Here is a 24,097-nt window from a genome sequence, read left to right as displayed (position 1 = left end):
AAAAATGGGTTAGAGTTTAAGAAAGGTGATGCATCGGTACAAAAGGAAAAAGCAAACCGAGAAAATCACCCCTTCAATGAGGTTAAACGGAATAACCATAGCAAATAAATAATTGCCCAGTCCCAAAACAGCCTGAATATCAAAATTCGCAAACATGGCGTAAAATGGCACGGCATAGATATAATTTAAGCAGAACATGGCAGCTGTCAAACCAAGTGTTCCTACAACAGAGGCAATGATGTAATTTTTAGTTGTTCGTTTCTTATTCCACAGCAAAGCCAAGGCTAAGACAAACACACCAAGAGCCACCACATTCATGGGTAAGCCAATCAGACTGGAAATGCCCCCATTATTAAGCCAGAGCTTTAAAAAGGTCCGCAGCACTAAAATGCACATAGCGCTTCTTAAATCCAAAACCACCAAGCCTATCAAAATAGGCATAATGGAAAAATCAAACTGCAAAAAGCTTGCTGCTGGAATTAAAGGAAATTGCACATACATCAGCAAAAAGGAAAGGGCTGATAAAATGGCAATATACGACAGTTTTCTTGTCCTAGACATTGTGTTAAACATAAAAAATTCCTCCAATTTTTTCAAATTGAAAGAAGCACTAAGGTATTAAGCGACACCAAAAAAGCGTAGCTAATCCTTGGTCTTCTCCCATCCAGACTATACTGTCGGTCCTAGAATCGCACTAGGTCAACTACTTCACGTAGCTCGCGGACTTTTCGCTTTGTTGCGACACAAAGCACCGCCGGTCGGGAATCTCACCCTGCCCTGAAGACATCTTTAGCATAACAAAAAAACGCCCCTGACGCAATAGATGTGACAGAAAAAAAAGATAGCTAGAACTAGCTATCTTACAGGGTTATTTTAATTTGTCATGTGCATATGTGTGGCTCAATTCAAGGCTTGGGAAGGATTGTTGGCGAAGGGCTTCATAGACAATCATGCAGACGGTATTAGACAAGTTAAGGCTGCGAACGTGCTCATCATTCATGGGAATACGCAAGGCTTCATCCGCATGGGCACGCATAAAGGATTCTGGCAAGCCTTTATCTTCACGTCCAAAAAGGAAATAATGGTGCTTGCCGTCATTGTAATCAACGTCCGAATACACCTTGTCAGCAAATTTGCTAATTAAATGCAATTCTCCATCGCATTTATCCAAAAATTCTTCCAAACTATCGTAAAAGGTCACGTCCAGCTTGTCCCAATAGTCAAGTCCTGCACGCTTCATTTTGCGGTCGTCAATGGGAAATCCCATAGGACGAATGATGTGCAAGGGAGCGTTGGTCGCGGCACAGGTTCTTGCGATATTTCCTGTATTTTGCGGGATTTGAGGTTGAAAAAGCACGACATGGTTAATCGCTTTGCTACCTTCTTCGTGATAATCCAATTCTTCGATATTCATAGATTTCCCCTTCATTTTGACATAAAAAGAAAACCACACTGCTCGGAGTCGCGCTCAGCAAACAATGTGGTTGGTGGTGGTTCATTAACTTAAATCATAACAGGTTTGATTTAAACTAACGAATCTTCGCTAACTATTATAACACTTTGCCCTGTAAAGTCAACGGATTTGATAAGATTTTATAGCCTTTTTTACCAGTCTTTTTCAAAGATAAGGCTCTATTTTTTCAAATGATAAGAATAAGTGGCAATGATAATATCCTCATACCAACGCAAGCGGGCACGTAAGCGTAGGCTCATTTGGTTGTGAAGAACGTTTTGCCAGCTGTGTTTTGGAATAAATTTTGGAATGATGACCGTCATGGTGTGGTTTTGTTTTTGGGCTTCACGGTTCATCTTGTTGACAAACAACATGGTCGGTTTAACAATATCACGGTAATTGGATTCGATATTGACAAAGGTCACTTCTGGGAAATAGGTTTTAAATTCTTTTTCAATTTCCAAGTCTTTTTGCTTGGTTTCAAGGGTGGACACGTGCATAGCAACGACGGTTTGCCCAATGCTTTTGGCATAATTGATGGCACGAATGCTGGCTTGGGTTAGATTTCCCACTAAAATCAAGACGGTATTGCCATCGTAATGAACGTTGGTCACATCCTCTGTCAAACGCAATTGCATGGCCACGTTGTTGTAGTGATTTTTAATAGAATAAAACAAAATCATCAAGGCAATAATGATTGGGAAGAATGGCCAAATCTCATTTAATCTAAAGATAAGCAGAATTAAAATGATGACGTAGCAAATGATAGCCCCTAAAACATTAGCTAAAGAGTGCCTCAAAAAGCCCTTACCAATTTTGCGTTTCCAGTGAACAACCATGCCCGTTTGTGACAAGGCAAATGGAATAAAGACCCCAATGGTGTAAAGTGGAATGAGACGTTCGGTTGAACCATTGAAAATGAATAACAAGGCAATCGCACCGACGGCTAGAGTGATGATACCGTTTGAATAACCTAAACGTGCCCCTTTTTCCATAAAGAGATGCGGCATGTACTTGTTTCGAGCCATGTTAAATGACAACATTGGAAAGGCTGAAAAACCAGTATTGGCTGCCACGGCCAAAATCAAGGCTGTAGATAATTGGAAAACGTAAAATAGAGCATTTCCCACAAGAGAATCGCCAAAAATTTCCTTGGCAATTTGAGCTAAAACGGTCACATGAGCATTAGGCAAAATCCCCAACCAGTAGTTCAAGAAGGTAATGCCTGCAAACATGATTCCCAAAATCAAAGACATGATAGCCAAGGTACCAGCAGCGTTATTTTCTTTTGGTTTTTTGAAAAATGGCACTGCGTTTGAGATAGCCTCAACCCCTGTCAAAGAGGCGGAACCACTTGTAAATGCCCTTAATAACAAGATAATGGATACCCCAGGAACCACCACACCGACGTGTGCTGTTGCGTGGTAAGGCAATTGACCCGTTACAATCTGGAAGGCACCGTACACAATCAAAAACATGGTGCTAATGATAAAGAGGTACACAGGTACCATCAAGGACCTAGCCGATTCGCGCAAGCCCCGCAAATTCATTAACATCAAGAGCAATACCAAGGCAATCGCAATTTCCAAATTGAAATTTTTGAAAGCTGGAAAGGCAGAGGTGATGGCATCTGCTCCTGAAGAAACAGACACCGCTACGGTCAACATATAGTCAATCAAAAGGCTTCCACCAGCTAATAAGCCCATGCTGGGCGATAAATTTTCAGTGGAAACAATATAAGCCCCACCACCTTTGGGGTAGGCATGAATTACTTGTTGGTAAGAAATCGTCAGACTGGCTAACAAGACAAGAACCAATAGCCCGATTGGCAAAGACCACCAAATAGCTGCCGCTGAAATGGTTGTCAACACCAAAATCACTTGTTCTGGTCCATAAGCAATAGATGACAAAGCATCACTTGAGAGCATAGCTAAAGCCTGCGACTTGGACAACAAATGCTCTTCATCGGAATCACCAGCTGATTTCAATGGATAACCGATAAAAAGATTCCTTAACTTTTCAAACATTGAAATTCTCCCTTAATCTAAATAACGATTTATTATAGTTCTCTTGTTCTCATTTCGCAAGTATTTTGGGTAAGTGTTATCTATTTGTAACAATTCTAACAGTAGAGTGCTAATGCTTATCGGGACTTTCAGTTTTGTCTAGAAATTTTTACAAAAAAGGAGTATCATAGAAGTGATACTTTTCGGAGGTTCAGGATGAAAATAATTGTTGTCGGTGGAGGTAAGGTCGGAACTGCCCTTTGCCGTTCTTTAGTAGAAGAAAAACATGATGTTATTTTAATTGAGGAAAAAGAGTCTGTTTTAAAAAAAGTTACCAAACGCCATGATATTATGGGAATTGTTGGCAATGGTGCCAACTTTAAAATTCTTGAACAGGCCAATATTCGAAACTGTGATATTTTTATCGCCTTGACGGCAAAAGACGAGGTCAATATGATTTCTGCTGTCTTGGCTAAAAAAATGGGGGCAAAAGAAACGGTTGTTCGTGTGCGAAACCCAGAATATTCCAACACCTATTTCAAGGATAATGATTTTCTTGGCTTTTCCCTCGTACTCAATCCAGAATTGCTGACGGCTCGCTACATTGCCAATTCGGTTGATTTTCCAAATGCCTTGTCTGTTGAGCACTTTGCCAATGGGCGCGTCATGTTAATGGAATTTATCATTGCCGATGGCAGCAAGTTGTTCCAATTGTCGATCAGTCAATTCCGCAAGAAATTTGGAAACTTGGTGGTCTGTGCCATTGAGCGTCAGGGCAAGCTTATTATCCCTGACGGGGATACCACGCTACGTCTTGGTGATCGTATTTTTGTCACTGGTAATCGTAACGAGATGATTCAATTCCATAATTCTGTGAAAACTAAAATCATCAAAAACATGATGATTATCGGAGCTGGACGCATTGCTTATTATGTATTGAACATCTTAAAAAATACACGCATAAGCTTAAAAATTATTGAAAATAACCCTGAAGGTGCTGCCTTTTTCAGTCGTGAATTTCCTCATGTTCATGTTGTGCAAGGGGACGGTACGGAAAAAAGCGTTCTTCTAGAAGAAAGTGTGGAAAATTTTGATGCCGTGGCTACCTTGACTGGAGTCGATGAGGAAAACATCATCACGTCAATGTTCCTTGAAACCTTAGGCGTGCCAAAAACGATTACCAAGGTCAATCGCACTAGCTTGCTTGAAATCATCGATACCAGCCGTTTTTCAAGCATCGTCACACCTAAAAATATCGCCGTAGACACCATGATGCACTTCATTCGTGGACGCGTCAACGCCCAAGACTCAAACCTTGATGCCATGCACCACATTGCTAATGGGCGCATCGAATCCTTGCAGTTTGAAATCCGCGAATCCAATAAAATGGCTGGCAAGAGTCTCTCTTCGCTTAAATTTAAAGACGATATTTTGATTGCTGCCATTATCCGCAAGGGGAAAACCATTTACCCAACTGGTGAAGACATCTTGCAAGTTGGCGACAAAATTGTTGTGGTCACATTTCTCAAAAATGTGACACGTATCTATGATTTGTTAGCGAGGTAGTTATGAATAAAAGTATGGTTCGCTACCTCCTATCCAAATTGCTCCTGATTGAATCTGGTTTGCTTTTGGTTCCTTTGGTTGTCGCTTTTATTTACCATGAACCTTCTCGCGTGGTCAGTAGCATTATCATGACGATTGCGATTTTACTGCTTATCGGTTTACTTGGAATTGCTTTTAAACCCCAAAATTACCATATCTATACCAAGGAAGGGCTGTTGATTGTCGCTCTTTGTTGGATTTTGTGGTCCTTCTTTGGAGCTCTGCCTTTTGTGCTATCTGGCCAAATTCCTAGCATTATCGATGCTTTCTTTGAAATGAGTTCAGGTTTTACCACGACAGGGGCAACCATTTTACCCGACGTTAGCGTCTTATCGCATTCGATGCTGTTTTGGCGCAGTTTTGCTCACCTTATCGGAGGAATGGGGGTTCTGGTTTTTGCCCTTGCCATTATGGAAAACAGTAAGAACAGTCATCTTGAAGTCATGCGAGCAGAAGTTCCAGGACCTGTTTTTGGTAAAGTGGTATCAAAACTAAGGGAAACCGCTCAAATTCTCTACGTCATCTACCTCAGTATGTTTGCCGTAATTTGCGTTATTTTAGTTGGTGTGGGAATGCCGCTGTTTGACAGTCTGATTACCGCCATGGGATGTGCGGGGACTGGGGGATTTGCCGTTTACAACGACTCCATCGCCCACTACCATAGCTCTCTCATTACCAATATTGTTTCTATCGCGGTGCTGCTTTTCGGAATCAATTTCAACCTTTACTACTTCTTGCTCTTGCGTAAATTCAAAGCCTTTTTCAAGGACGAAGAATTGCGTACCTACATTAGTATTATCATCGTGGCAACAGCTTTGATTTGGCTCAATGTCAGTGGACTTTATGCCAGTGCTGGTAAAGGGTTAGAGATTGCTTTCTTTGAAGTATCCAATGTTATCACGACCACTGGTTTTGGTATCACCGATTTAACCGTTTGGCCGCTCTTTTCGCAAGTCATTCTTCTGATACTGATGTTTATCGGTGGGTCGGCTGGGTCAACTGCAGGTGGTTTTAAGGTAATGCGCGCCTTGATTTTGACGAAAATTTCCAAAAATCAAGTGCTCTCAAGTCTTTATCCTAACCGTGTCATGACCATTCATGTTAATCAACAGCCGCTGGACAAGGAAACCCAGCACAGCGTTTTAAAATACCTGTCGCTATACGTGACCTGTTTACTTGTCTTGACACTCTTCCTATCACTTGATAATAGCGACTTTATGGTGGTTGCCAGTGCCGCGGCTTCAACGTTCAATAACATCGGCCCACTGCTTGGCACCGACCAAACCTTCAACATTTTCAGTCCTTTTTCAAAACTGCTCATGTCCTTTGCCATGATTGCGGGACGTCTTGAGATTTTCCCAATCTTACTGCTTTTCATCCCCAAAACATGGTCTAAATACTAATCATACCGCTCCCTTTCAAAAAGGGAGCTTTTTTGGAGAAAAAAAACGACCTCAGGCCTGAAGTCGCTTCTTAGTTATGACGAAAATCTTTATGACGGTGTAGGGTGAAATAATCTGGGACAGGGTCTTTGCCACCCTCGACAAATGGGTTGCACCGTAAAATACGTGCAATCCCCATCAAAACACCCTTAATGCCATGCTTTTCAATCGCCACAATCATATAACTAGAACAGGTCGGCTCATAGCGGCAAGACGGTGGGGTCAGTGGGGAAATGAATTTCTGATAGCCCCGCACCAAAGCAATCAAGCTTTTTTTAATCATTTGGTCTTAGTCACCGCTAAATTATGTAGCTGGCTGATTTCTTTTTTATTCAAACGGCGAGATTCCCCAGGACGCAAGCCCCTCACATCTAGATTTCCAAAGCGTGTGCGGGACAATTTATCCACCAAAAGCCCAACAGATTCAAACATCTTTTTGACTTGATGATTGCGTCCTTCATGAATGGTTAATTCCACAACAGAACGGTTTTTGTCAGGATCTACTTTGATAATGTTGTAGCGAGCTGGTTTGGTTTTCTTACCGTCAATGAGCACACCACGCGTCAAAGGACGTAGGTTTTCCTTGGTCGCAATGCCTTTCACACGCGCCAAATAAACCTTGTCAATTTCATTTCTTGGGTGGATCATCTCATCTGTAAAATCCCCATCATTGGTTAAAATCAACAAACCTGTAGTATCCCAGTCCAAACGCCCAACAGGGTAAATGCGTTCTTTGACATCAGGCAACAAATCCACAACTGTCTTGCGTCCCTTCTCATCTGACACGCTTGAAATGACCCCGCGCGGTTTATTGAGCACATAATAAACCTTTTCTTCATTGTAAATCGGTGTGCCTTCCACTTCGACTCTATCCCCATTTTTAACGGTGGTCGCTAGTTCTGTCACTACCTGACCATTTAATGTCACCAAGCCTTGCTTAATCAATTCTTCGGCTTTGCGTCGACTGGCAACACCTGCATGGGCAATGTATTTATTAATTCTCATGCTATTACTCCTATCCTCAAAAATAATGACTGCCTAAGCGTCATCTGTCTGCTTTGTTTCTCCAAAAAGCGACACTTCCTCATCCACCAACTCAATGTGAGAGGCGTCCACCAATTCTGTCAAGTCATTAATCCCCATAAAATCCAAGAAATAATCTGTTGTGGCATAGAGATTGGGACGTCCGATAACCTCTTTTTTCCCCGCTTCTTGAATCAAGCCCAAAGACAAGAGTTTACTCACCGCACTGCTAGAATTGACCCCACGAATGTCGTCAATCTCAATACGCGTAATGGGCTGCTTATAGGCAATAATAGACAGAACTTCCAAACTCGCACGCGACAAGCTCTGATTGACAGGCGCCTTGGCAAATTCACGTAGCAAGTCTGAAAATGTCTCCTTGGTAGCCATTTTATAACGTCCAGCCGTTTCAATCAAGCACAAGGCTGTTGTGTCGTCTGACTCGTATTTTTGAGCCAAGATCTGCAAGAGCTCTTTTAGCTGACTAGGAGTCAGCTGGAGCATTCCTGCCAAATACCTCAAGCTCAGCCCTTCTTCTCCTGCCACAAAAAGAAGCGCTTCTAATTGTGCCAAATCATTCATATAGCCTCCTCTTAAATGGCTGACGCATCAGATGGCACCTGTTTATCAGCCTTTTTCACCACAATACTACCAAACGTTTCGTCTTGTTCCACCGTGATTTCATGCACCTTAACCAATTCCAAAGTCGCTAGAAACACCGTCACCATCTCCAAACGTGTCTGACATTCCTGAAAAATACTCTCCAAACATAGGCTCGGCGTTTGATTCAAACGCTCAGAAAGAGTCATCATCATGTCTTCGATACGGTAATCATCACGTTCAATGACCGTGTGAGTGCTTGCCATTCGTTTTTGCTTTTCAGACATGACTTGCGAAAAGGACAAAAACAAATCCATAACCGTCTTGTCATGATTTAGCACTGCATCTTCAAAAATAAGCTCTTCCTTAGGTTTGGAATAAAATTTAGAGCGTTCGTCGTGCTGGGCAGACATTTCCTCGCTGATGGCTTTAAAGCGACGGTACTCCTCAATCTGCGACAAAAGCTCTTGCTCGGGGTCATCCTCTACTGGCGTTTGCTCCACAACTTTTGGTAATAGCTTACGACTTTTGATGAGCATGAGCTGACTCGCCATAACCATGTACTCCCCCGCCACTTCTAGCTTCATAGCTTGCAAGGTCGAAATATAAGCCAAATATTGTTCAATCACCTCTACAATCGGAACGTCATAAACATCCACCTGATATTTTGACACCAAATGCAAGAGCAGATCCAAAGGACCTTCAAAATCTTTTAATTTAATATCCATTATGATGTGTAATATTTCTCTAATGTTATCGGGCTTTTTAACCCCAATTGCTTACTGATTTCTAGAATAGACTTGCCAGCCTCTTTTTGGTGAAGAATGTACTGCTGCCGTAAATCTTGTGCGGATAAGGTCTCAAAACCGTATGTGCTTAAAAAAGCCTTGAGCTGAGTGAAAAACCATTGCCGTGAATAAGGCTTTCCTTTATGGTCAAAAAGATACTGACCTTCTGACAATTGTGCCACTAAATAGGGCAAAAGCCGTTCTGGCACTTGCAAAATCCTCACCATCCCAGAGCGTTTCAGACGCAAGACCGCAAATTGACTGTCCACATCGGCTGGGGTTAAGTGCTGAATTTCTTGAGGCAACAAGCCCAATTCAACTATCAACAAGGCAATCAATTGCCCTGCTTTTTGGCTCGTTTCCTGATAAAAACAACCGTAATCTAACAGTGAACAGTCCGCTGGCTGAGTTACCATTTTTTCTTGATTGTTCAGCTTATAAAACCGCTCCAGTTTGCCTTGTTCATACAGAAAATACAGAAATTGATTAACTGCTGATAGTTTGCGTTTTTTAGCCGACACTTTCAAGTCTGCTAAGGAATGCTCATACAAGGACAATTTTTCAGGTGTGATTTTGCCAGACACCACCTCAACAAACTGCTGCAAGTCATAATAGTAAGCCTTCTTAGAACTCTCAGACAGTTGCTTACTTGCTATAAAGCGTGTGATATCATTCTTCATCATCTTTTGGCGTAATGGTGTAATGGTTGGTAAAATCGTGCAACAAGCTGTTGACCGCTTTTAAAATTGAGCGGCGTGTGATAATGCCCAAAAATTGTTGGTCATCATCTAAAACTGGCAAGAAAGGATAATCCACCAACAAGTGCATAATTCCAGTCAAATCAGCCTCTTTGCGAATGGTTTTGATTTTGGTATTGACCATTTGACCAATATCCATCTGGTTGAGTTCCCATTCTGTCAGCTGGTGCTTGACCTGATAAGACATGATATCTGCGATGCTAATGGTTCCCACGTACTTCTTGTCCTTGGTAATAACAGGCACGCGAGAGTAACCATTATTGACCAACAGCAGCATAACATGGTCTGAATTATGCGTATCAATAAAAATGGCTAACTCATCTGCTGGAATGAGGTAGTGGTCCAAATGGCTGATCAGAAAATCTTCAAATTCTTTTGCTATCATCTGTCAAATTCCTTAGAAAGTGCAGGGTAAAGGTCATGGTGACGTGTGTAGTAAGTCACCTTGATAATATCCTGTGTAATCTCAACTTTGGCGTACAATTTTTCTTGTACATCGCCACGTGGTTGTGACACGCTTCCTGGGTTGATAAAAATGGTTTTACCATTTCGCCAAGCGGCAGGGCGGTGCAAATGCCCATAAAGGCAAATATCCGCATCTGCTTCTTGGGCAAATAAATCCAATCTATCCCACGTGAAATTGATATTATACAAATGACCATGCGTCTGAGCAATGGTAATGTCCCCAAGTTGGGTAACCAAACGTTCAGGATAACCATTGTCATAATCACAATTGCCACGAACCACATGGATGCCTCCTTCCCAAACAGGGTCCGAACTTGGTAATTCAGAATCCCCATTGTGGAAAATGGCATCTACTTTGCCTTGATACGTTTTTTTGATGTCCTCGACAATCTCACGGTCCCCATGAGAGTCACTCATTACTATGATTGTTTTGCTTGCCATACTGAGAATGCCTCCATTAATTTCTTAACAGCCAATCCTCTGTGTGAGATGCTATTTTTTTCTTCAGCTGTCAATTCAGCTGCATGACGCCCTGTTTCACCGACCATAAACAAAGGGTCATAACCAAAACCATTGTCTCCCTTAGGTTCCATAGCGATGTAACCCGGCCAATCCGCTTCAACCACTAGGCTTTCCTTGCCTGGTGCTGCAACCACCAAGGTTGTGTGGAATTGGGCAGAACGGTCTTTGTGGTCAAAAACCATCGCTAGTTCGTGCAAGAGTTTGGCATTATTGGATTCATCTGTTGCGTCTGGTCCTGAAAAACGTGCTGACCAAACACCTGGAAGGCCACCTAGGGCATCCACTTTCAAACCAGAATCATCCGCCAAGACCATCTTACCCGTTAAATTGGAAATGGTTTCTGCTTTCAAACGAGCATTTTCTTCAAAAGTTGTGCCAGTTTCTGCGACCTCAGGCAAATCAGGGTAATCATTAAGATTTTCCACCTTGATACCTAGTTTTTCAAACATTTTGCGGAATTCTTTGGTCTTGCCTTCGTTGCGTGTGGCAATCAAAATGGTATCACCAAAAGTAGTTTCAGAAGCATTCCCAAAGAAAGCTTTGGCGTCCACGCCCCCTTTAGGCAAGTGCACCAAGAGCAAATGATCAGCCTCAGTCACCACGACGGCACCAGCTCGTTGTGCCACTTCAAACTGACGATCGCTTTCTTGGTTAATCATGTCAACCACAAAACGAATCAACTGAAAATCAGACGCTTTTTTGATAACCGTGACGTTATAGCCATTTTTGGCTTGGTCAGAATAGCACTTACCATGATCTTTATGACAAGGCTTATGCTTAGTCAGTTTTGACAATTCTGAGTTCAATCGAGCTAGGTGGTTGGCACAAATGCCTTCAAAACCACGAAGCACATTGGCGCCACCCCATTCACCGATAAACCAATTGTCCGCATCTTTGTATTCATAAATCTTATCCGTCATTTTCTAATCCAACTCCTTCATCTTGTGCTTGCAAATCAACGTGTCTGACGTCAATATCTGTATTTAGCCAATTCATGGCGATTTCTCTAAAACTTTGCGTGCTGGCTGTGGTATAAAAAACGGGTATGGATTGATTTGGGATACGGCTGTGATTGATTTGAAAATAATTAAGCAGCACGGAAACATCCCGCACACACTCTGCTCCGCTATCAATTAACTTAACCTCTGGCCCCATGACATTTTGAATGATAGGACGCAACAAAGGGTAATGTGTGCAACCAAGCACCAAGGTATCCACTTTGCCAACAAGCGATGCCAGCGTTTCATAAACCACTTTTTTGGCGACACTTGACGCCATTTCGTTTGATTCCACCAAGGGAGCAAATTTAGGGCAAGATAGACTCAAAACGGTCATTTGTGGGGCTAGGGACATAATTTTTTGGCGGTAAATATCCGATTTGATTGTCATCGGCGTGCCAATGATCCCGATTTTGCCGCTGCGCGTTGATTTAATGGCTGCGCTAGACCCTGGCAAAATCACACCCAAGACAGGAATATCCAATTTTTCCTTCACTTCTTCCCAAGCGACTGCTGTTGCAGTATTGCAAGCAAAAACAATCATCTTGACGTTTTGTGTCAATAAAAACTGCACCAATTCCCACGTGTATTCTCGGATTTGCTCGGCTGGTCGTGGCCCATAAGGCGCTCTAGCAGAGTCCCCAATATAGACAATTTCTTCATACGGAAGTTGACGCATCAACTCACGCACCACGGTCAAGCCACCAACACCAGAATCTAAAAAACCAATTGGTCTATTATCCATAACATCTTCTTTCTAATCATGGACTTATAAAAAACCCAGTTGGCGAGGCAACTGAGTCATTCATTTCTGAGCTCTGTGCTCGAAAAGTCAATCAGCCCTTAAGAGTTATGGTCTCTTGCCACTTCTCATAAGGGATGAAACGCTAGCTTATCGTCTATTTTTAGCAGCTGCTGCTTTTGATTGTTTAATAATATTTCGATAAGTCTGTTGAATTTTAGCTTCGCTCGGTTTTTGACCCATTTGGCTCATCATTTCACGAATAGCGTCTGGCGTTAAACGTGGGTGTTCAGCCACTTCTCTTTCAAATTGTCGACGAGCAATGAAAACACCACCAACAAGCCCACCAAGAAGGGCAACCAAAATTAACAGAATCCAAAGAAATGTTGTCATGATTATCTTTCTCCTAAATTTTTTACACCACTCATTATAGCAAAAATAGGGAAAAATAGAAAGAGTTTACAAACGCCTAAGCGCTTTTATCCCCTTTCTTTTTCCCTTAAAAGCTTTGGCTCAAAATGGCTATCGCTCTAGTCAAAATCAAATCCTTCAATGGTCGCAAAGTAATCCTCTGGGATTTCCGCACGACGAATCAAACGAGCAGTGCCGTCCTCTTGGTAAAGAATTTCAGCCGAACGCAAGCGACCGTTGTATTGGTAACCCATTGAAAAGCCATGTGCCCCTGTGTCATGAATAACCAAGATATCCCCGACACGCGCCTCAGGCAATTCCCTTTGTTTCGCAAATTTATCGTTGTTTTCACACAAAGACCCCACCACATCAACGGTTTCCAGTTTGCCATTTGGATTGCTCATGTTGGTAATGTGATGGTAAGCATCATACATAGCAGGACGCATTAAATTCACCGCAGAGGCATCAACGCCGATATAGGTACGGTAGGTTTGTTTACGATGCAATACTTTTGTGACCAACAACCCATGCGGTGCCAACATGAAACGCCCTAATTCTGTGAAAATCTTGACCTCACCAAGTCCCGCTGGAACCAAGACATCATCAAAAGCACGATGCACACCTTCCCCGATAACCGCAATGTCATTGGCTTCTTGACTTGGTAGATAATTGACCCCAATTCCTCCTGACAAATTGACAAAATCAATGGCAACACCTGTTTTTTCCTGGATTTCAACAGCCAATTCAAACAGTTGGCGAGCTAATTCTGGGTAGTAATCGTTTGTGACGGTATTTGACGCCAAGAAGGAATGCACACCAAAATGCTTCACACCTTGGGCTTTGAGTTCCTGAATCCCTTTGAGCAATTGCTCCTTGGTCATCCCAAATTTAGATTCGTTGGGATTGTCCATGATGTCTGTCCCAAGGGCAAAGACGCCACCAGGATTGTAGCGAAGGGAAATCGTGTCAGGCAAACCTGCCACTTCTTTCAAGAAAGCAATGTGCTCATACGCGTCTAAATTGATTGTCGCACCGATTTTTTTAGCGTATTGAAATTCACGAGCTGGGGTGTCGTTTGATGAAAACATGATATCCGTAAATCCCAGTTTATGGCTCATCAACAATTCCACTTCCGTTGCACAATCCACGCCACAATTTTCCTCTTGCAAAATCTTCAAAATCGCAGGTGTTGGGGTAGCTTTAACGGCAAAATACTCTTTAAATCCCTTATTCCAAGCAAATGCCTTATTGACAGCACGCGCTTTTTCACGAATGCCCTTTTCATCATACAAATGAAAGGGAGTTGGGTAAGTATCGGTAATAGTTTCAAGTTCTTTAGCTGAAATAAACGGTGTTTTCATCAGGACTCCTCTAAATTGTCAAAATATTATGATTATTATATCATAAAGCCACAAAATCACCAAAAGATAGCTAAAAAAAGCCAGCACCAATGGTGCCAGCTTGTCAGTTAAGGTATTAATCGTCGTTTCCGAAAATACGAAGCAAGTTTAAGAACAAGTTAATGAAGTCGAGGTAAAGGCTCAAGGCCATTGAGATAGCCCAACCGTCATTGACTTGACCACCAGTGCTTGCAAACACACGCTTAATCATTTGATTGTCATAAGCAATTAAACCTGAGAAAATCAACACAGATACAATGCTGATGATGTAACTCATACCGCCAGAACCAATGAAGAGATTCACAAAGCTAGCGATGATAATCCCAATCAAAGCCGCCATCAAAGCCTTGGTCATGCCTGATAAATCACGTTTCGTAAAGAAACCAACCATTGACATAGCAAAAAAGACTAAAGCTGATGAGATAAAGGCTTGGAAAACAGTCGCCTGCGTGTAAGCTGCTAAAACAAAGCTCAAGGTAAAGCCGTTTAAGGCCGAATAAAATAGAAATAGTGGCAAGGCCGCAGGTGTGTTGCGACGCGCAGCGTTACTTGACATAAATACTAGGGCAAGTTCTAAAAAGATAGCAACGTAATAAACCATTGGATGATAAGTGATAATATTTACCATATTGTCTGAAAAGACATAAAGCATGAGGTATGAGACAAAGGCTGATAGCCCAATTCCCATGCCGACTAAGCCATAAATCTTAGCAAAAAAGCGACTTAATGCCCCGTCATTTTGAGCATAAATAACATTATTATCCATATACTTTCCTTTCTGGAATAAAGAGATGATGTCTATTCTATATTAACGATGATTGCTTGGTAAAATCTTGCGGCTGTAACGTCTGCGTTTGGTAAATCGTTTTCGCAAAGGCGTCATCGCTTCTTTAACCGCACAATATTTGTCAACCATCGTAACAATATAACCTTCTTTGTAGCGTGGTGGCGCAATAGTAGCCCCCCACATGTGTTTTAAAATAATATCCTCTTCACGTTTTGTTAAGTCCACCAATTTCCGTGCGTTACGAACAGCGATTCGAGGGTGAACCCAAGCGTGCCCTTTATTAAATTTTGTAACTCTCCAATCGTAATAGAAAAAGTCATGCAAGAGTCCGCCACGTGCGGTAGCTTTTTCATCCCAACCCAATTTTTTAGCAATACGATAACTCGTATAAGCCACGTCGATGGAATGCTCCATCCGAGTTGAATAGTGGTGTTGGGTAATCTTATCTAATTTTTGAAAACGAGGATGTTGGATGATATGACCAACAAGGTTCATAAATTCTTTATCTTTTTTATAGGCTTCCGTGTAACCCGCCCCCTTTCTCTCAACTTAATTATAGCATAATATCTTAAATTAAAGTGAAATAAGAGAAGGCTTAAGACCTAAGCTATCAAGTGAAAAAGCAAAATACCAGCTGCCACAGCCACATTCAAACTCTCTGCTTGACCAGGCATGCTAATGTGAACCAAATGGGTTGCTTGTTGCGCCATATTTTCCGAAATGCCATTGCCTTCATTGCCCATGACCAAAGCAAACTGCTGCGGAGCCGCAAAGTCCTTGTAGTCAATCGAATCTGATGACAAGGTGCTAGCCAGCACAGGTAGGTTTAATGTGTGGAACTGCTCGCAAGCAACCGCCATATCCATTCGCCAAACAGGTAGGTGAAAATGGCTGCCCTGCATAGAACGCAGCGTTTTTTGATTGTAAATATCGGCTGATTTTTCCGAAATAATCACACCATCTAAGCCAGCCGCATCTGCTGTCCGAATCATGGTCCCGACATTTCCAGGGTCCTGAACATCCTCCAAGACCAAGTAGCGTCCTGCTTTTAGCGCTTCAAGGGGCAACTGCGGCATCGCAACTTCAGCAATAATGCCCTGTGGTGCCTTAGAATCAGTTAACTCCCTCAATACTTCAGGAGTCACCACTGTTACCTTTGGCAAATGGCTGATGCGCTCAACAAAAGCTTCCAAAACAAAGACATTCACAAAAGTCGCCCCTGCTTTTTCCGCCTCTTCAAACAAATGCCAGCCCTCAATCAAATAAGACGACTGCCGGTATTTCTTTTGCAATAATTTTTTCGTTTTTTTAATGAGATTATTGGATTTAGAAGTTATCGTTAGCATGTTGCTATTATAACAAAAAATCTCCCAAAAAGGAGATTTCAGCACTATTTTAGCTCATTTCTAATGGTTGTCCATTAACATCTTTATCGTCTTTTTTGAGAATAAAGAAGGCATAAATAGCAGACAACGTCACAATACCAGATACCACCAAGAAGGTTTTTTGATAACCAATCTTATCATGCAAGGCTCCAAATGGCGTAGAGAAAATAATTTGTCCTACCTGAGCCGCAATTTGGAAACCAACCATGTAAAGCGTTGTTGAAATACGTGTATCAAAGTGAAGTGTGAAGTAACGGAACATCGCTAGAATAAAGATGGCCGTTTCTGGTGCGTGTAGAAGTTTAATAATAGAAACGCCTAAAGGATTGGTCACTAAACCACAACTACCGATACGTAAAACCATGATAACCAGTCCAATAAGAAGGCTTTTACGAACACCTGTTTTGCGCATCATGATAGGAACCAATCCCATCATAATGGATTCTAAAAAGACTTCCATTGAATTGAGAACCCCATATGCCTGTTGACCAATGGCAGGTGTACTAAAGAATTTAGTAAAGAAGTCAGGGAACATCTGTTGGTCAAATACGGTATAGAAAGCCCAACTCATCATGATAAAAATGATAATTTTCCACAAATCAATCATCTTAAACACGTTTAAGATTTCAGCCATAGAAGGGGATTTATCTTCTTTTTGATTTTCAGCCAAATTCTCAAATTGCTGGAGTTTTTCTTCATCATCTTCTGGTCTAAAGAAAATAAGGACCAAGAGCAACACAACTGCAAAAGCAGATCCTACCCAGAAAATCAAATAAGCATTTATGGTAAATAGGAAACCTGCCACCAAAGCCGCCACAGCATAACCAAATGAACCCCAAGCACGCGCTTGACCGTATTCAAAGTTAAAACGTCTTCCCATACGTTCTGCCAAAGCTTCAAATGTCGGCGAAGTCGCTAAAAATGCAACGGATAAGTATAAAGATCCTAGTAAAACTCCCACATAAAACTGACTTTTTAGCATAGGAACGTAAATCCATGTGAAGAAAGGTCCTAAGAAAATCTCACATCCTACACAAAACATCAAAAGTGTCTTTTTGATTCCCAATTTGTCTTGAATAGAACCATAGACAAACATCAAAATCAAGGTAATAGCAGAGTTAAAAGAATAAATGGTTCCAACTTGTGAACCTGAAAAGCCTTGCTTGCTGGTCAACCATATCTGGAAGAATGACCACCAAATTCCCCAACCTGTGAAGAAGAGCAAGATTGACAAGGAATTACTTGCATAAAAGGGATTGTCAAATTGTTTTTTCAAAGACTTCATGACCCCTAGCCTCCAAATTAGTAGGTATTAGCTTCTTCTTCCAATCGATAGATGTGGGTTTGATTATCACATGCTTGGTCTAAAGAAAGTTCAATTGCATGATTCCAGTAAATTCTTTCTGTAAAGGTAACGCTACCTTCATTCACAAAAATTTCCACTGAACTCTTATCAATATAGACTTGTAACGTCATTTCATCGGTCAAGTCAAGATGAGCAACACGTTCGCCATCGGTTGTGCTACGATTTAGAATCAAGCGTTGTCCAGACAAATCAACTGTTAAATCTAACTGATTGTCACCGTCACTTAGGGTTAGGAGTTTTCCTGATGTTACTCCTTTTATAGCCATCTCGAATTCACTGGTACGAGCCAATTCATATTTGCTATGAGCTTCCAACGTTCCACTAAATTCACAAGCTTCACGTAACGATTTCAACTCTTTGATTGGCAATTGATAGATTTTTCCATGACGGATAACCAATTCACGCGGAAGAGTGAGAGCTCCTGCCCAGCCATCTGCCTTTTCATACATTGGTGAATCCCAAGCATTCATCCATGCAATCATCACGCGACGTCCATCTGGCGTCAATAATGTTTGTGTCGCATAGAAATCATGACCATTATCAATTTCTATGAATGAACTACGTGATAAGGTAAAGTCTTCTTTCAATTGTCCCATAAGATAGCCTGTTTGGTTAAGGTTGCGATATTTGTCGCCTTTTGGCTCTAAACCTTGTGGCGACATCAACAAGATATCTTCACCATTTAGACGGAAGAAATCTGGACACTCCCACATGTAACCTTCATCTTCCAAGTTACTTGCTTTATCAAGGATAGGTAATTCCTTCCAGTCAATCAGATTGTGTGATTGATAAAGCAAGGCTCTTCCTAAACCATCTTCACCTTGACTTCCTAAAACCATATAAAAAGTATCACCATCTTGCCACACTTTTGGATCTCTAAAATGTTTTGTATTACCACTTGGTGTCGTTAAAACTGGATTACCTTCATATTTGGTAAAATGAATGCCATCTGTACTGTAAGCTAGATTTTGATCTTCGTAGAATTGCTCTTGATCATTAGGATCTGTATAATGATGTCCAGTATAAATCAACCACAGTTTTCCATCATACTCAACAGCACTTCCTGAAAAACAACCATCTTCAATAGTGGGTTCCAGAGCAATTGGTAGCGTTTCCCAATGCACTAAATCTTTACTTCTAGCATGTCCCCAGTGCATTGGACCCCAATCTGATCCATAAGGGTAATATTGATAGAAGATATGGTAGTAACCTTTGAAATACGAAAATCCATTTGGGTCATTAATCCAGCCAGCTTTAGCCATAACATGATAGCCAAGACGATAGCGATCGTTGTTCACAGTCATTGTTTCCATTTTTTTCTCCTCTTGATATGATAACCGGTTAACATATTGTGAAATCGTTTTCCTTTAAGGAATACATTCATTATAGCGCTTTCATTTTTATATATCAACCGGTTGATATAATATTTTTTAATTTTATGTGATTAACTGAAAAAACAACCTATCCTGATGATAAATTGCTTTTATATACTTTTATATATTAGAAAGCCTTGTAGGACTTATTACCGTTAACAAGTGCCATTATCTAGGAGTTTAACAGGTAAAATATGAGTATTAGATTGACTTACTTTACCATTCATGCGATTTTCTAAGAGGTTTACAGCTGTTTTTGCCATTTGATTAATCGGTTGTTGGATTGTTGAGAGATGTGGCAACAATAATTGTGTCATATCGGCACCGTCATATCCAATAATTTTTAAATCACGAGGAACTTCACGATTATACTCTCTTGCTAAAGACAATAAAATAGCCGCATCGGTATCGTTAGAGGCAAATATGCCATCAACCAGTGGATGTTCTTCAAAAATACAACGTAGAACTTCTCTTTTTTCTTCCTGACTAATATTAAAATCAATGTGATAAGTAATCGGTTTAAGACCGTGGGCTTCCATCACACTTTCATAAGCAAGCCGTCTTTGTTGGGCAGGCGTATTCAGATTTAGTGGACCATTTGTATGCACCACATAACGACAACCTCTTTTTAGTAACCTCTCCGTGGCTAGTTTACCACCTTGAAAGTTATCAGACGACACGACTGGAATGTCATCGTTCATAATGCGGTCAATTGAAACAATCGGAAGATTATGGTGGCTATATTCCTTTAAGCCTTGATTATGAGCACCTACAATCAGACCATCTACTTGATGGGTTAGGAGTTGTTTGAGGTAGTCTTCTTCCTTATCTGGATCGTTTTGTGAATTTCCCATCAACACCTTATAACCTCTTTTATACAATAAACGCTCCATTTCAGCTTCTAATTGTGCAAAAAAAGGATTATTGACTGTAGGAAAGATTAAACCAACTAGATAAGTCTTTTGTTGGAACAATTGACGAGCAATGATATTGGGTTGATAGCCTAAAGCTGCCATGGCATCGTTTACCTTCTGAATGGTTTTCTCGCTTAAGTAACCTCGATTATTTAAAACCCTAGAAACAGTTGTTTTAGAAACACCTGCTAGGCGAGCAACATCTTCTAATTTTGGACGAGTATGTGACGTATCTTTCATGCTTTCTATTATATCATAAGCCAGCCTAATCAGCTTTATGATATAATAAACGCATAAGAAGACTATAATATTATTAGGGGAGGAATTTGAGATGAAAAAAGTGCGTTTGATTGTGTCTGGTCGTGTGCAAGGCGTTGGTTTTCGCTACTCAACTTATGCAATAGCCCTTCAAATTGGGGATATTTATGGGCGGGTTTGGAATAATGATGACGGCACTGTGGAAATCCTAGCTCAATCCCAAGATGCTGCTAAAATGGCAAAATTTATTCAGGAAGTACGCAAAGGGCCGTCACAATGGGCCAAAGTGACCTATGTTGATGTCAAAATGGATAACTCTGAAGATTTTAAGGATTTTCGCATCGCCAACTAATCTTTGTCACCAATCTATCAAAAATTAGGACCATAGATGTATTGAGAATTTGCCTAAAAAAAAGTAAAATAGTAGGGTATTATATTTTTAAAGGAATAATCAATTGAACAAAAAATTAAATCGTGTCCTCTTATCGGGACTTAGTTTATCGTTATTGTTAACTTTATCTGGCTGTGTCAGTGTCGATTCTAGTGGTAACCCAACAGGAACCGTTTGGAACATTCTTGGGGAGCCGATGGCAAAACTCATCCAGTATTTCGCTAATAACATGGGGCTTGGTTTTGGCTTAGCCATTATCTTAGTCACCGTTATTGTCCGCCTCATTATCCTACCTTTAGGGCTTTACCAATCTTGGAAGGCAAGTTACCAATCTGAAAAGATGGCTTTCTTAAAACCTGTCTTTGAGCCAATCAATGAGCGTATGCGAAATGCGACAACTCAAGAAGAAAAAGCTGCTGCCCAAATGGAATTGATGGCAGCTCAAAGAGAAAACGGTATTAACATGCTTGGAGGCATGGGATGCTTGCCACTGCTTATCCAAATGCCATTCTTCTCAGCCTTGTACTTCGCAGCCCAATACACTCAAGGGGTTTCTGAAAGTACCTTCATGGGAATTGACCTTGGAACACGTAGTATTCCGTTGACAGCAGTCATCGCTATCTTGTACCTCTTCCAATCATGGTTGTCAATGCAAGGTGTAGCTGAAGAACAACGTGCAGCTATGCGTGGTACCATGTACGTGATGCCATTGATGATGGTCTTCATGGGTATGGGAATGTCAGCCAGCGTCTTGCTTTACTGGTTAGTCGGTGGTATCTTCTCGATCTTCCAACAATTAATTACCATGTTTGTTATTAAACCAAGACTTCGTCATCGCATTGAAGAGGAATTTAAAAACAATCCTCCAAAAACTTACAAATCAACCAGCCGTAAAGACGTTACACCAAACGCTAACAAAGCACAATTAAATAACACTAATAATCAAGCTCGTAAGGCAAAACGTAACGCTGGAAAACAACGAAAACGTCGCTAAAACATTCAAAAGACCGTCATTCTGATAGGAATGGCGGCCTTTTTGTTGCAATAAAAAGAAGGCTTGTAAACCTTCTTGTCATTAAGCTGTTTTTTCCACGCTCAAAATTTCAACGTCATAGCTTCCAGCAGGTGATTCAATTGTAACGATGTCACCTGTCTTTTTACCAATCAAAGCTTGAGCGATTGGGCTTTCGTTAGAGATACGACCTGAGAAGATATCCGCACCAGCAGCTCCAACAATGTGGTAAACATCTTGGTCAGTTGTGTTCACTTCTTGAACAACAACGGTTTTACCAATAGCAACTTCGTCTTTGGCAACAGCTTCGCTATCAATAATTTCAGCATAACGAATTTTAGTTTCCAAAATTTGAATTTGCCCTTCAACGAAAGCTTGTTCATCTTTGGCTGCATCGTACTCAGAGTTTTCAGACAAGTCACCGTAAGAACGAGCAATTTTAATACGTTCAACGACTTCTGGGCGTCGAACCAATTTAAGATTTTCTAATTCTTGTTCTAGCTGCTCTTTTTCAGCTAGGGTCATGGGATAAGTTTTTTCTGCCATTTTCTATCTCTTTTCTATAATTTTATATAAACAACAAATACAAACATGATGCGAAACACATCATGCTTGTACGTATTTATTACTCAGATAACTGACTATTAACGTATTTGTGAACATTCTTTTCATGGTCATCGTAGTTTTCCGAATAGTAGACATTACCTGTCTTGACATCCGCAACAAAGTAATAGTAATTGGTTGTTGCTGGATTTATCACAGCTTCAATTGCTGATAATCCTGGGTTATCCACAGGTCCAGGCATCAAGCCTGTATGGGTATAAATATTATACGGCGAATCAATTCCTGTGTCAATACTTGCGTCTGCCTCCAGAGTTGTTTCCTCGCCGAGTTTGCCCATGGCGTACAAGATAGCGATATTACTTTGTAAAGGCATGCCAGCATTTAGACGGTTGTAAAAGACGCTGGCAATGTTGCGGCGGTCCTCGTCGGTTGAGCCTTCTTTTTCCACCAGTGAAGCAAGGGTTAAGACTTCATTGACTGTCATGCCTTTTGCAGCAATGGTATCGTAGTAGCTAGACATATAAGAATCCATGGTCGCAATCATTTGTTCCACCAAATCTTCCATGCTGGTTTCTTTATAGTAGCTATACGTTGCTGGAAAAAGGTAGCCCTCCAAACGATAAGTGGCTTGGTCGGCACTTGGTAAGTCACCTAACAAGCGCGGGTATTTTTCAACCATTTTGGCGATGAAGTTCTCATCTTGAACAACGTTTAAAAAGTCGTCTGAGCTAAATGGTGTCAAGGCATCCTTGTCCGCCTTGTTTTTGGTGATCGCTTCTGAGATTTGCTTAATGGTATAACCTTCTGGAATCAAGATCTTACCAAGGGCTGGTTTTTCAGGCTCTGCCGTTCCGCCTTGTTTCAACAAGCTGCAAATCTCATCCAAATCCATGCTCGGTTGCAAATTGTAGTAACCGCTTTGGAAATTGCTATAATTTTTAAACTTGGTGTAGTAATTAAACACCGTAGCACTCTTGATAACCCCTGCTTTTTCAAGGATTTGTCCGATGTATTTGTTCCCAGAGCCTTCTGGAATATCAACCGTGATGTATTTGATTGAGGTTTTATCCAAAGGTTTAATGGCACTATCTACATAATGGTAAACAAAAAAACCGGTAGCTCCGAGTGCAATAATAATCACTGTGATGAGTACCAAAGCAATGCGTTTGGCAAGATTATCTGTTCGTTGACGTTTTCTACCCACTGTGTTCTCCAAATGTTCTTCTGTTTCTGCTGGCGATTCTGGCTCAGGCTCAAAAGAGTTGTCTGTTTCTTGGCTATCTTCGGATGAGTCCTCCTCATAGAGCATCTCAATCGGGATATCTGGCATTCCCGTAGAGCCAACCCCATCTGTCGCCCGTACAAAATAGCTTTCTTGTTCCTGTTTTTCCAGCGTTTCAGGAGTAAAGGCTTGTTGAATCGTTTCTAGAGCCTCGTCAATGCTCGAACGTTCTACTTCCGTCTGAATGCGATTTTCAGCTAAAGCCGACTGAGCCTTTTCTTCAAGCTGGCATTTGACTTCATGCGTATCTTCGTCAAAAAGTTGTGACTGATCGGTCTTATTGGCAAGTGCCGAATCCTGATTGTCCTGAACTTCTGATTTGGCTGCAGCTTCTTTGACTTGCTCGGCTAAATGTTGCTGCTGACGCAACTGCCTAGCTTCCTGCAAATCCGCTAAAATCTGCTCCTTAAAACTTTTTTTCTTGTGAGTTTTTGGCTTATCGTCGTGACGTTCGGTCAAAGCTTACTCCTCCTAAACTTAATCAATCGCCATTATAACCTAAAAAGCGCTTAAAATCAACAGAAGATAGCGCTTGTTATCTATTTTTAACAT

26 protein-coding genes and 1 riboswitch are annotated in these 24,097 nt (G+C 41.2%); of the genes, 4 read left to right on the top strand and 22 right to left on the bottom strand.

Annotated elements, in window-relative coordinates; translation table 11 throughout:
- Window positions 1-9: 9 nt before the first annotated feature.
- The 3 genes from ACFORE_RS01515 to ACFORE_RS01505 form a co-directional block, all read right to left on the bottom strand.
- Window positions 10-573 carry an ECF transporter S component gene (locus ACFORE_RS01515; protein ID WP_154454538.1) on the bottom strand — a complete coding sequence of 188 codons (564 nt, stop codon included), beginning with the start codon at window positions 571-573 and terminating at the stop codon, window positions 10-12.
- Between the two features lie 75 nt (window positions 574-648).
- A riboswitch (FMN riboswitch) is annotated at window positions 649-789 on the bottom strand.
- Window positions 790-868: 79 nt separating this feature from the next.
- On the bottom strand, window positions 869-1,414 hold the full coding sequence (locus ACFORE_RS01510) for a tRNA (cytidine(34)-2'-O)-methyltransferase (protein WP_154454537.1): 546 nt from the start codon (window positions 1,412-1,414) through the stop codon (window positions 869-871).
- A gap of 218 nt (window positions 1,415-1,632) precedes the next feature.
- The gene (locus ACFORE_RS01505; protein WP_294592088.1) at window positions 1,633-3,480 is read right to left on the bottom strand and encodes an APC family permease; all 1,848 of its coding nucleotides are present in this window, start codon (window positions 3,478-3,480) and stop codon (window positions 1,633-1,635) included.
- 195 nt (window positions 3,481-3,675) lie between these two features.
- Here ACFORE_RS01505 and trkA point away from each other — a divergent pair, with 195 nt between their 5' ends.
- Window positions 3,676-5,025 carry a Trk system potassium transporter TrkA gene (trkA, locus tag ACFORE_RS01500; protein ID WP_154454535.1) on the top strand — a complete coding sequence of 450 codons (1,350 nt, stop codon included), beginning with the start codon at window positions 3,676-3,678 and terminating at the stop codon, window positions 5,023-5,025.
- 2 nt (window positions 5,026-5,027) lie between these two features.
- A complete protein-coding gene (locus tag ACFORE_RS01495) occupies window positions 5,028-6,467 on the top strand; it encodes a TrkH family potassium uptake protein (protein ID WP_154454534.1) in 1,440 nt (479 codons plus the stop codon).
- Window positions 6,468-6,537: 70 nt separating this feature from the next.
- Here ACFORE_RS01495 and yidD read toward each other — a convergent pair whose 3' ends face one another.
- From yidD to ACFORE_RS01410, 17 genes are all read right to left on the bottom strand, one after another.
- Complete coding sequence (gene yidD / locus ACFORE_RS01490) at window positions 6,538-6,789, bottom strand: membrane protein insertion efficiency factor YidD (RefSeq protein ID WP_154454533.1); 252 nt, start codon at window positions 6,787-6,789, stop codon at window positions 6,538-6,540.
- Entirely contained in the window at window positions 6,786-7,511 is a 726-nt protein-coding gene (locus tag ACFORE_RS01485) for a pseudouridine synthase (protein ID WP_293956775.1), read from the bottom strand. The genes yidD and ACFORE_RS01485 overlap by 4 nt, the downstream gene beginning before the upstream one ends.
- A 33-nt stretch (window positions 7,512-7,544) precedes the next feature.
- Entirely contained in the window at window positions 7,545-8,111 is a 567-nt protein-coding gene (scpB, locus tag ACFORE_RS01480; protein WP_154454531.1) for an SMC-Scp complex subunit ScpB, read from the bottom strand.
- Between the two features lie 11 nt (window positions 8,112-8,122).
- Window positions 8,123-8,857 (bottom strand): segregation/condensation protein A, encoded by a 735-nt coding sequence (locus ACFORE_RS01475; RefSeq protein WP_168260425.1) that lies wholly within the window; start codon window positions 8,855-8,857, stop codon window positions 8,123-8,125.
- Window positions 8,857-9,597: a site-specific tyrosine recombinase XerD gene (gene xerD / locus ACFORE_RS01470; protein ID WP_154454585.1), complete on the bottom strand. Its 741-nt coding sequence runs from the start codon at window positions 9,595-9,597 to the stop codon at window positions 8,857-8,859. The genes ACFORE_RS01475 and xerD overlap by 1 nt, the downstream gene beginning before the upstream one ends.
- Window positions 9,587-10,060: a cyclic-di-AMP-binding protein CbpB gene (gene cbpB / locus ACFORE_RS01465; protein ID WP_154454529.1), complete on the bottom strand. Its 474-nt coding sequence runs from the start codon at window positions 10,058-10,060 to the stop codon at window positions 9,587-9,589. The genes xerD and cbpB overlap by 11 nt, the downstream gene beginning before the upstream one ends.
- Window positions 10,057-10,581 (bottom strand): metallophosphoesterase, encoded by a 525-nt coding sequence (locus tag ACFORE_RS01460; protein WP_154454528.1) that lies wholly within the window; start codon window positions 10,579-10,581, stop codon window positions 10,057-10,059. The genes cbpB and ACFORE_RS01460 overlap by 4 nt, the downstream gene beginning before the upstream one ends.
- The gene (locus ACFORE_RS01455; RefSeq protein WP_380434914.1) at window positions 10,560-11,582 is read right to left on the bottom strand and encodes a nucleoside-triphosphate diphosphatase; all 1,023 of its coding nucleotides are present in this window, start codon (window positions 11,580-11,582) and stop codon (window positions 10,560-10,562) included. The genes ACFORE_RS01460 and ACFORE_RS01455 overlap by 22 nt, the downstream gene beginning before the upstream one ends.
- Window positions 11,572-12,405: a glutamate racemase gene (racE, locus tag ACFORE_RS01450; RefSeq protein ID WP_235280770.1), complete on the bottom strand. Its 834-nt coding sequence runs from the start codon at window positions 12,403-12,405 to the stop codon at window positions 11,572-11,574. The genes ACFORE_RS01455 and racE overlap by 11 nt, the downstream gene beginning before the upstream one ends.
- Window positions 12,406-12,552: 147 nt before the next feature.
- Window positions 12,553-12,795 carry a YneF family protein gene (locus ACFORE_RS01445; protein WP_154454525.1) on the bottom strand — a complete coding sequence of 81 codons (243 nt, stop codon included), beginning with the start codon at window positions 12,793-12,795 and terminating at the stop codon, window positions 12,553-12,555.
- 137 nt (window positions 12,796-12,932) lie between these two features.
- Window positions 12,933-14,174 carry a diaminopimelate decarboxylase gene (locus ACFORE_RS01440; RefSeq protein WP_167510357.1) on the bottom strand — a complete coding sequence of 414 codons (1,242 nt, stop codon included), beginning with the start codon at window positions 14,172-14,174 and terminating at the stop codon, window positions 12,933-12,935.
- A 115-nt stretch (window positions 14,175-14,289) separates the two neighbouring features.
- On the bottom strand, window positions 14,290-14,979 hold the full coding sequence (locus tag ACFORE_RS01435) for a Bax inhibitor-1/YccA family protein (protein ID WP_154454523.1): 690 nt from the start codon (window positions 14,977-14,979) through the stop codon (window positions 14,290-14,292).
- Window positions 14,980-15,021: 42 nt separating this feature from the next.
- Window positions 15,022-15,495, bottom strand: a complete 474-nt coding sequence (locus ACFORE_RS01430) for an HD domain-containing protein (protein ID WP_235280771.1) — start codon at window positions 15,493-15,495, stop codon at window positions 15,022-15,024.
- A gap of 107 nt (window positions 15,496-15,602) precedes the next feature.
- Window positions 15,603-16,346 (bottom strand): TrmH family RNA methyltransferase, encoded by a 744-nt coding sequence (locus tag ACFORE_RS01425; protein WP_154454521.1) that lies wholly within the window; start codon window positions 16,344-16,346, stop codon window positions 15,603-15,605.
- Window positions 16,347-16,395: 49 nt separating this feature from the next.
- On the bottom strand, window positions 16,396-17,670 hold the full coding sequence (locus tag ACFORE_RS01420; protein WP_293651144.1) for an oligosaccharide MFS transporter: 1,275 nt from the start codon (window positions 17,668-17,670) through the stop codon (window positions 16,396-16,398).
- A 17-nt stretch (window positions 17,671-17,687) separates the two neighbouring features.
- Complete coding sequence (locus ACFORE_RS01415) at window positions 17,688-19,064, bottom strand: glycoside hydrolase family 32 protein (RefSeq protein WP_235280773.1); 1,377 nt, start codon at window positions 19,062-19,064, stop codon at window positions 17,688-17,690.
- A 215-nt stretch (window positions 19,065-19,279) separates the two neighbouring features.
- Window positions 19,280-20,278: a LacI family DNA-binding transcriptional regulator gene (locus ACFORE_RS01410; protein ID WP_293651145.1), complete on the bottom strand. Its 999-nt coding sequence runs from the start codon at window positions 20,276-20,278 to the stop codon at window positions 19,280-19,282.
- Window positions 20,279-20,369: 91 nt separating this feature from the next.
- Here ACFORE_RS01410 and ACFORE_RS01405 point away from each other — a divergent pair, with 91 nt between their 5' ends.
- Together ACFORE_RS01405 and yidC are read left to right on the top strand one after the other, a co-directional pair.
- Window positions 20,370-20,648, top strand: a complete 279-nt coding sequence (locus ACFORE_RS01405; protein ID WP_154454754.1) for an acylphosphatase — start codon at window positions 20,370-20,372, stop codon at window positions 20,646-20,648.
- A 103-nt stretch (window positions 20,649-20,751) separates the two neighbouring features.
- Window positions 20,752-21,681 (top strand): membrane protein insertase YidC, encoded by a 930-nt coding sequence (gene yidC / locus ACFORE_RS01400; protein ID WP_154454755.1) that lies wholly within the window; start codon window positions 20,752-20,754, stop codon window positions 21,679-21,681.
- A gap of 81 nt (window positions 21,682-21,762) precedes the next feature.
- Here yidC and greA read toward each other — a convergent pair whose 3' ends face one another.
- On the bottom strand, window positions 21,763-22,245 hold the full coding sequence (greA, locus tag ACFORE_RS01395) for a transcription elongation factor GreA (RefSeq protein ID WP_154454756.1): 483 nt from the start codon (window positions 22,243-22,245) through the stop codon (window positions 21,763-21,765).
- A gap of 79 nt (window positions 22,246-22,324) precedes the next feature.
- Window positions 22,325-24,004, bottom strand: a complete 1,680-nt coding sequence (gene mltG, locus ACFORE_RS01390; protein WP_154454757.1) for an endolytic transglycosylase MltG — start codon at window positions 24,002-24,004, stop codon at window positions 22,325-22,327.
- Window positions 24,005-24,097: the final 93 nt, after the last annotated feature.

Origin of the sequence: Streptococcus alactolyticus (assembly GCF_042649785.1) — a bacterium.
Taxonomy (GTDB): Bacteria; Bacillota; Bacilli; order Lactobacillales; family Streptococcaceae; genus Streptococcus; species Streptococcus alactolyticus.
This window is presented reverse-complemented; position numbering and strand designations above follow the sequence as displayed.

Coding starts and splice junctions, on each gene's coding strand:
- ACFORE_RS01515 (WP_154454538.1), bottom strand. CDS start 573: ATGTTTAACACAATGTCTAGGACAAGAAAACTGTCGTATATTGCCATT.
- ACFORE_RS01510 (WP_154454537.1), bottom strand. CDS start 1,414: ATGAATATCGAAGAATTGGATTATCACGAAGAAGGTAGCAAAGCGATT.
- ACFORE_RS01505 (WP_294592088.1), bottom strand. CDS start 3,480: ATGTTTGAAAAGTTAAGGAATCTTTTTATCGGTTATCCATTGAAATCA.
- trkA (WP_154454535.1), top strand. CDS start 3,676: ATGAAAATAATTGTTGTCGGTGGAGGTAAGGTCGGAACTGCCCTTTGC.
- ACFORE_RS01495 (WP_154454534.1), top strand. CDS start 5,028: ATGAATAAAAGTATGGTTCGCTACCTCCTATCCAAATTGCTCCTGATT.
- yidD (WP_154454533.1), bottom strand. CDS start 6,789: ATGATTAAAAAAAGCTTGATTGCTTTGGTGCGGGGCTATCAGAAATTC.
- ACFORE_RS01485 (WP_293956775.1), bottom strand. CDS start 7,511: ATGAGAATTAATAAATACATTGCCCATGCAGGTGTTGCCAGTCGACGC.
- scpB (WP_154454531.1), bottom strand. CDS start 8,111: ATGAATGATTTGGCACAATTAGAAGCGCTTCTTTTTGTGGCAGGAGAA.
- ACFORE_RS01475 (WP_168260425.1), bottom strand. CDS start 8,857: ATGGATATTAAATTAAAAGATTTTGAAGGTCCTTTGGATCTGCTCTTG.
- xerD (WP_154454585.1), bottom strand. CDS start 9,597: ATGAAGAATGATATCACACGCTTTATAGCAAGTAAGCAACTGTCTGAG.
- cbpB (WP_154454529.1), bottom strand. CDS start 10,060: ATGATAGCAAAAGAATTTGAAGATTTTCTGATCAGCCATTTGGACCAC.
- ACFORE_RS01460 (WP_154454528.1), bottom strand. CDS start 10,581: ATGGCAAGCAAAACAATCATAGTAATGAGTGACTCTCATGGGGACCGT.
- ACFORE_RS01455 (WP_380434914.1), bottom strand. CDS start 11,582: ATGACGGATAAGATTTATGAATACAAAGATGCGGACAATTGGTTTATC.
- racE (WP_235280770.1), bottom strand. CDS start 12,405: ATGGATAATAGACCAATTGGTTTTTTAGATTCTGGTGTTGGTGGCTTG.
- ACFORE_RS01445 (WP_154454525.1), bottom strand. CDS start 12,795: ATGACAACATTTCTTTGGATTCTGTTAATTTTGGTTGCCCTTCTTGGT.
- ACFORE_RS01440 (WP_167510357.1), bottom strand. CDS start 14,174: ATGAAAACACCGTTTATTTCAGCTAAAGAACTTGAAACTATTACCGAT.
- ACFORE_RS01435 (WP_154454523.1), bottom strand. CDS start 14,979: ATGGATAATAATGTTATTTATGCTCAAAATGACGGGGCATTAAGTCGC.
- ACFORE_RS01430 (WP_235280771.1), bottom strand. CDS start 15,495: ATGAACCTTGTTGGTCATATCATCCAACATCCTCGTTTTCAAAAATTA.
- ACFORE_RS01425 (WP_154454521.1), bottom strand. CDS start 16,346: ATGCTAACGATAACTTCTAAATCCAATAATCTCATTAAAAAAACGAAA.
- ACFORE_RS01420 (WP_293651144.1), bottom strand. CDS start 17,670: ATGAAGTCTTTGAAAAAACAATTTGACAATCCCTTTTATGCAAGTAAT.
- ACFORE_RS01415 (WP_235280773.1), bottom strand. CDS start 19,064: ATGGAAACAATGACTGTGAACAACGATCGCTATCGTCTTGGCTATCAT.
- ACFORE_RS01410 (WP_293651145.1), bottom strand. CDS start 20,278: ATGAAAGATACGTCACATACTCGTCCAAAATTAGAAGATGTTGCTCGC.
- ACFORE_RS01405 (WP_154454754.1), top strand. CDS start 20,370: ATGAAAAAAGTGCGTTTGATTGTGTCTGGTCGTGTGCAAGGCGTTGGT.
- greA (WP_154454756.1), bottom strand. CDS start 22,245: ATGGCAGAAAAAACTTATCCCATGACCCTAGCTGAAAAAGAGCAGCTA.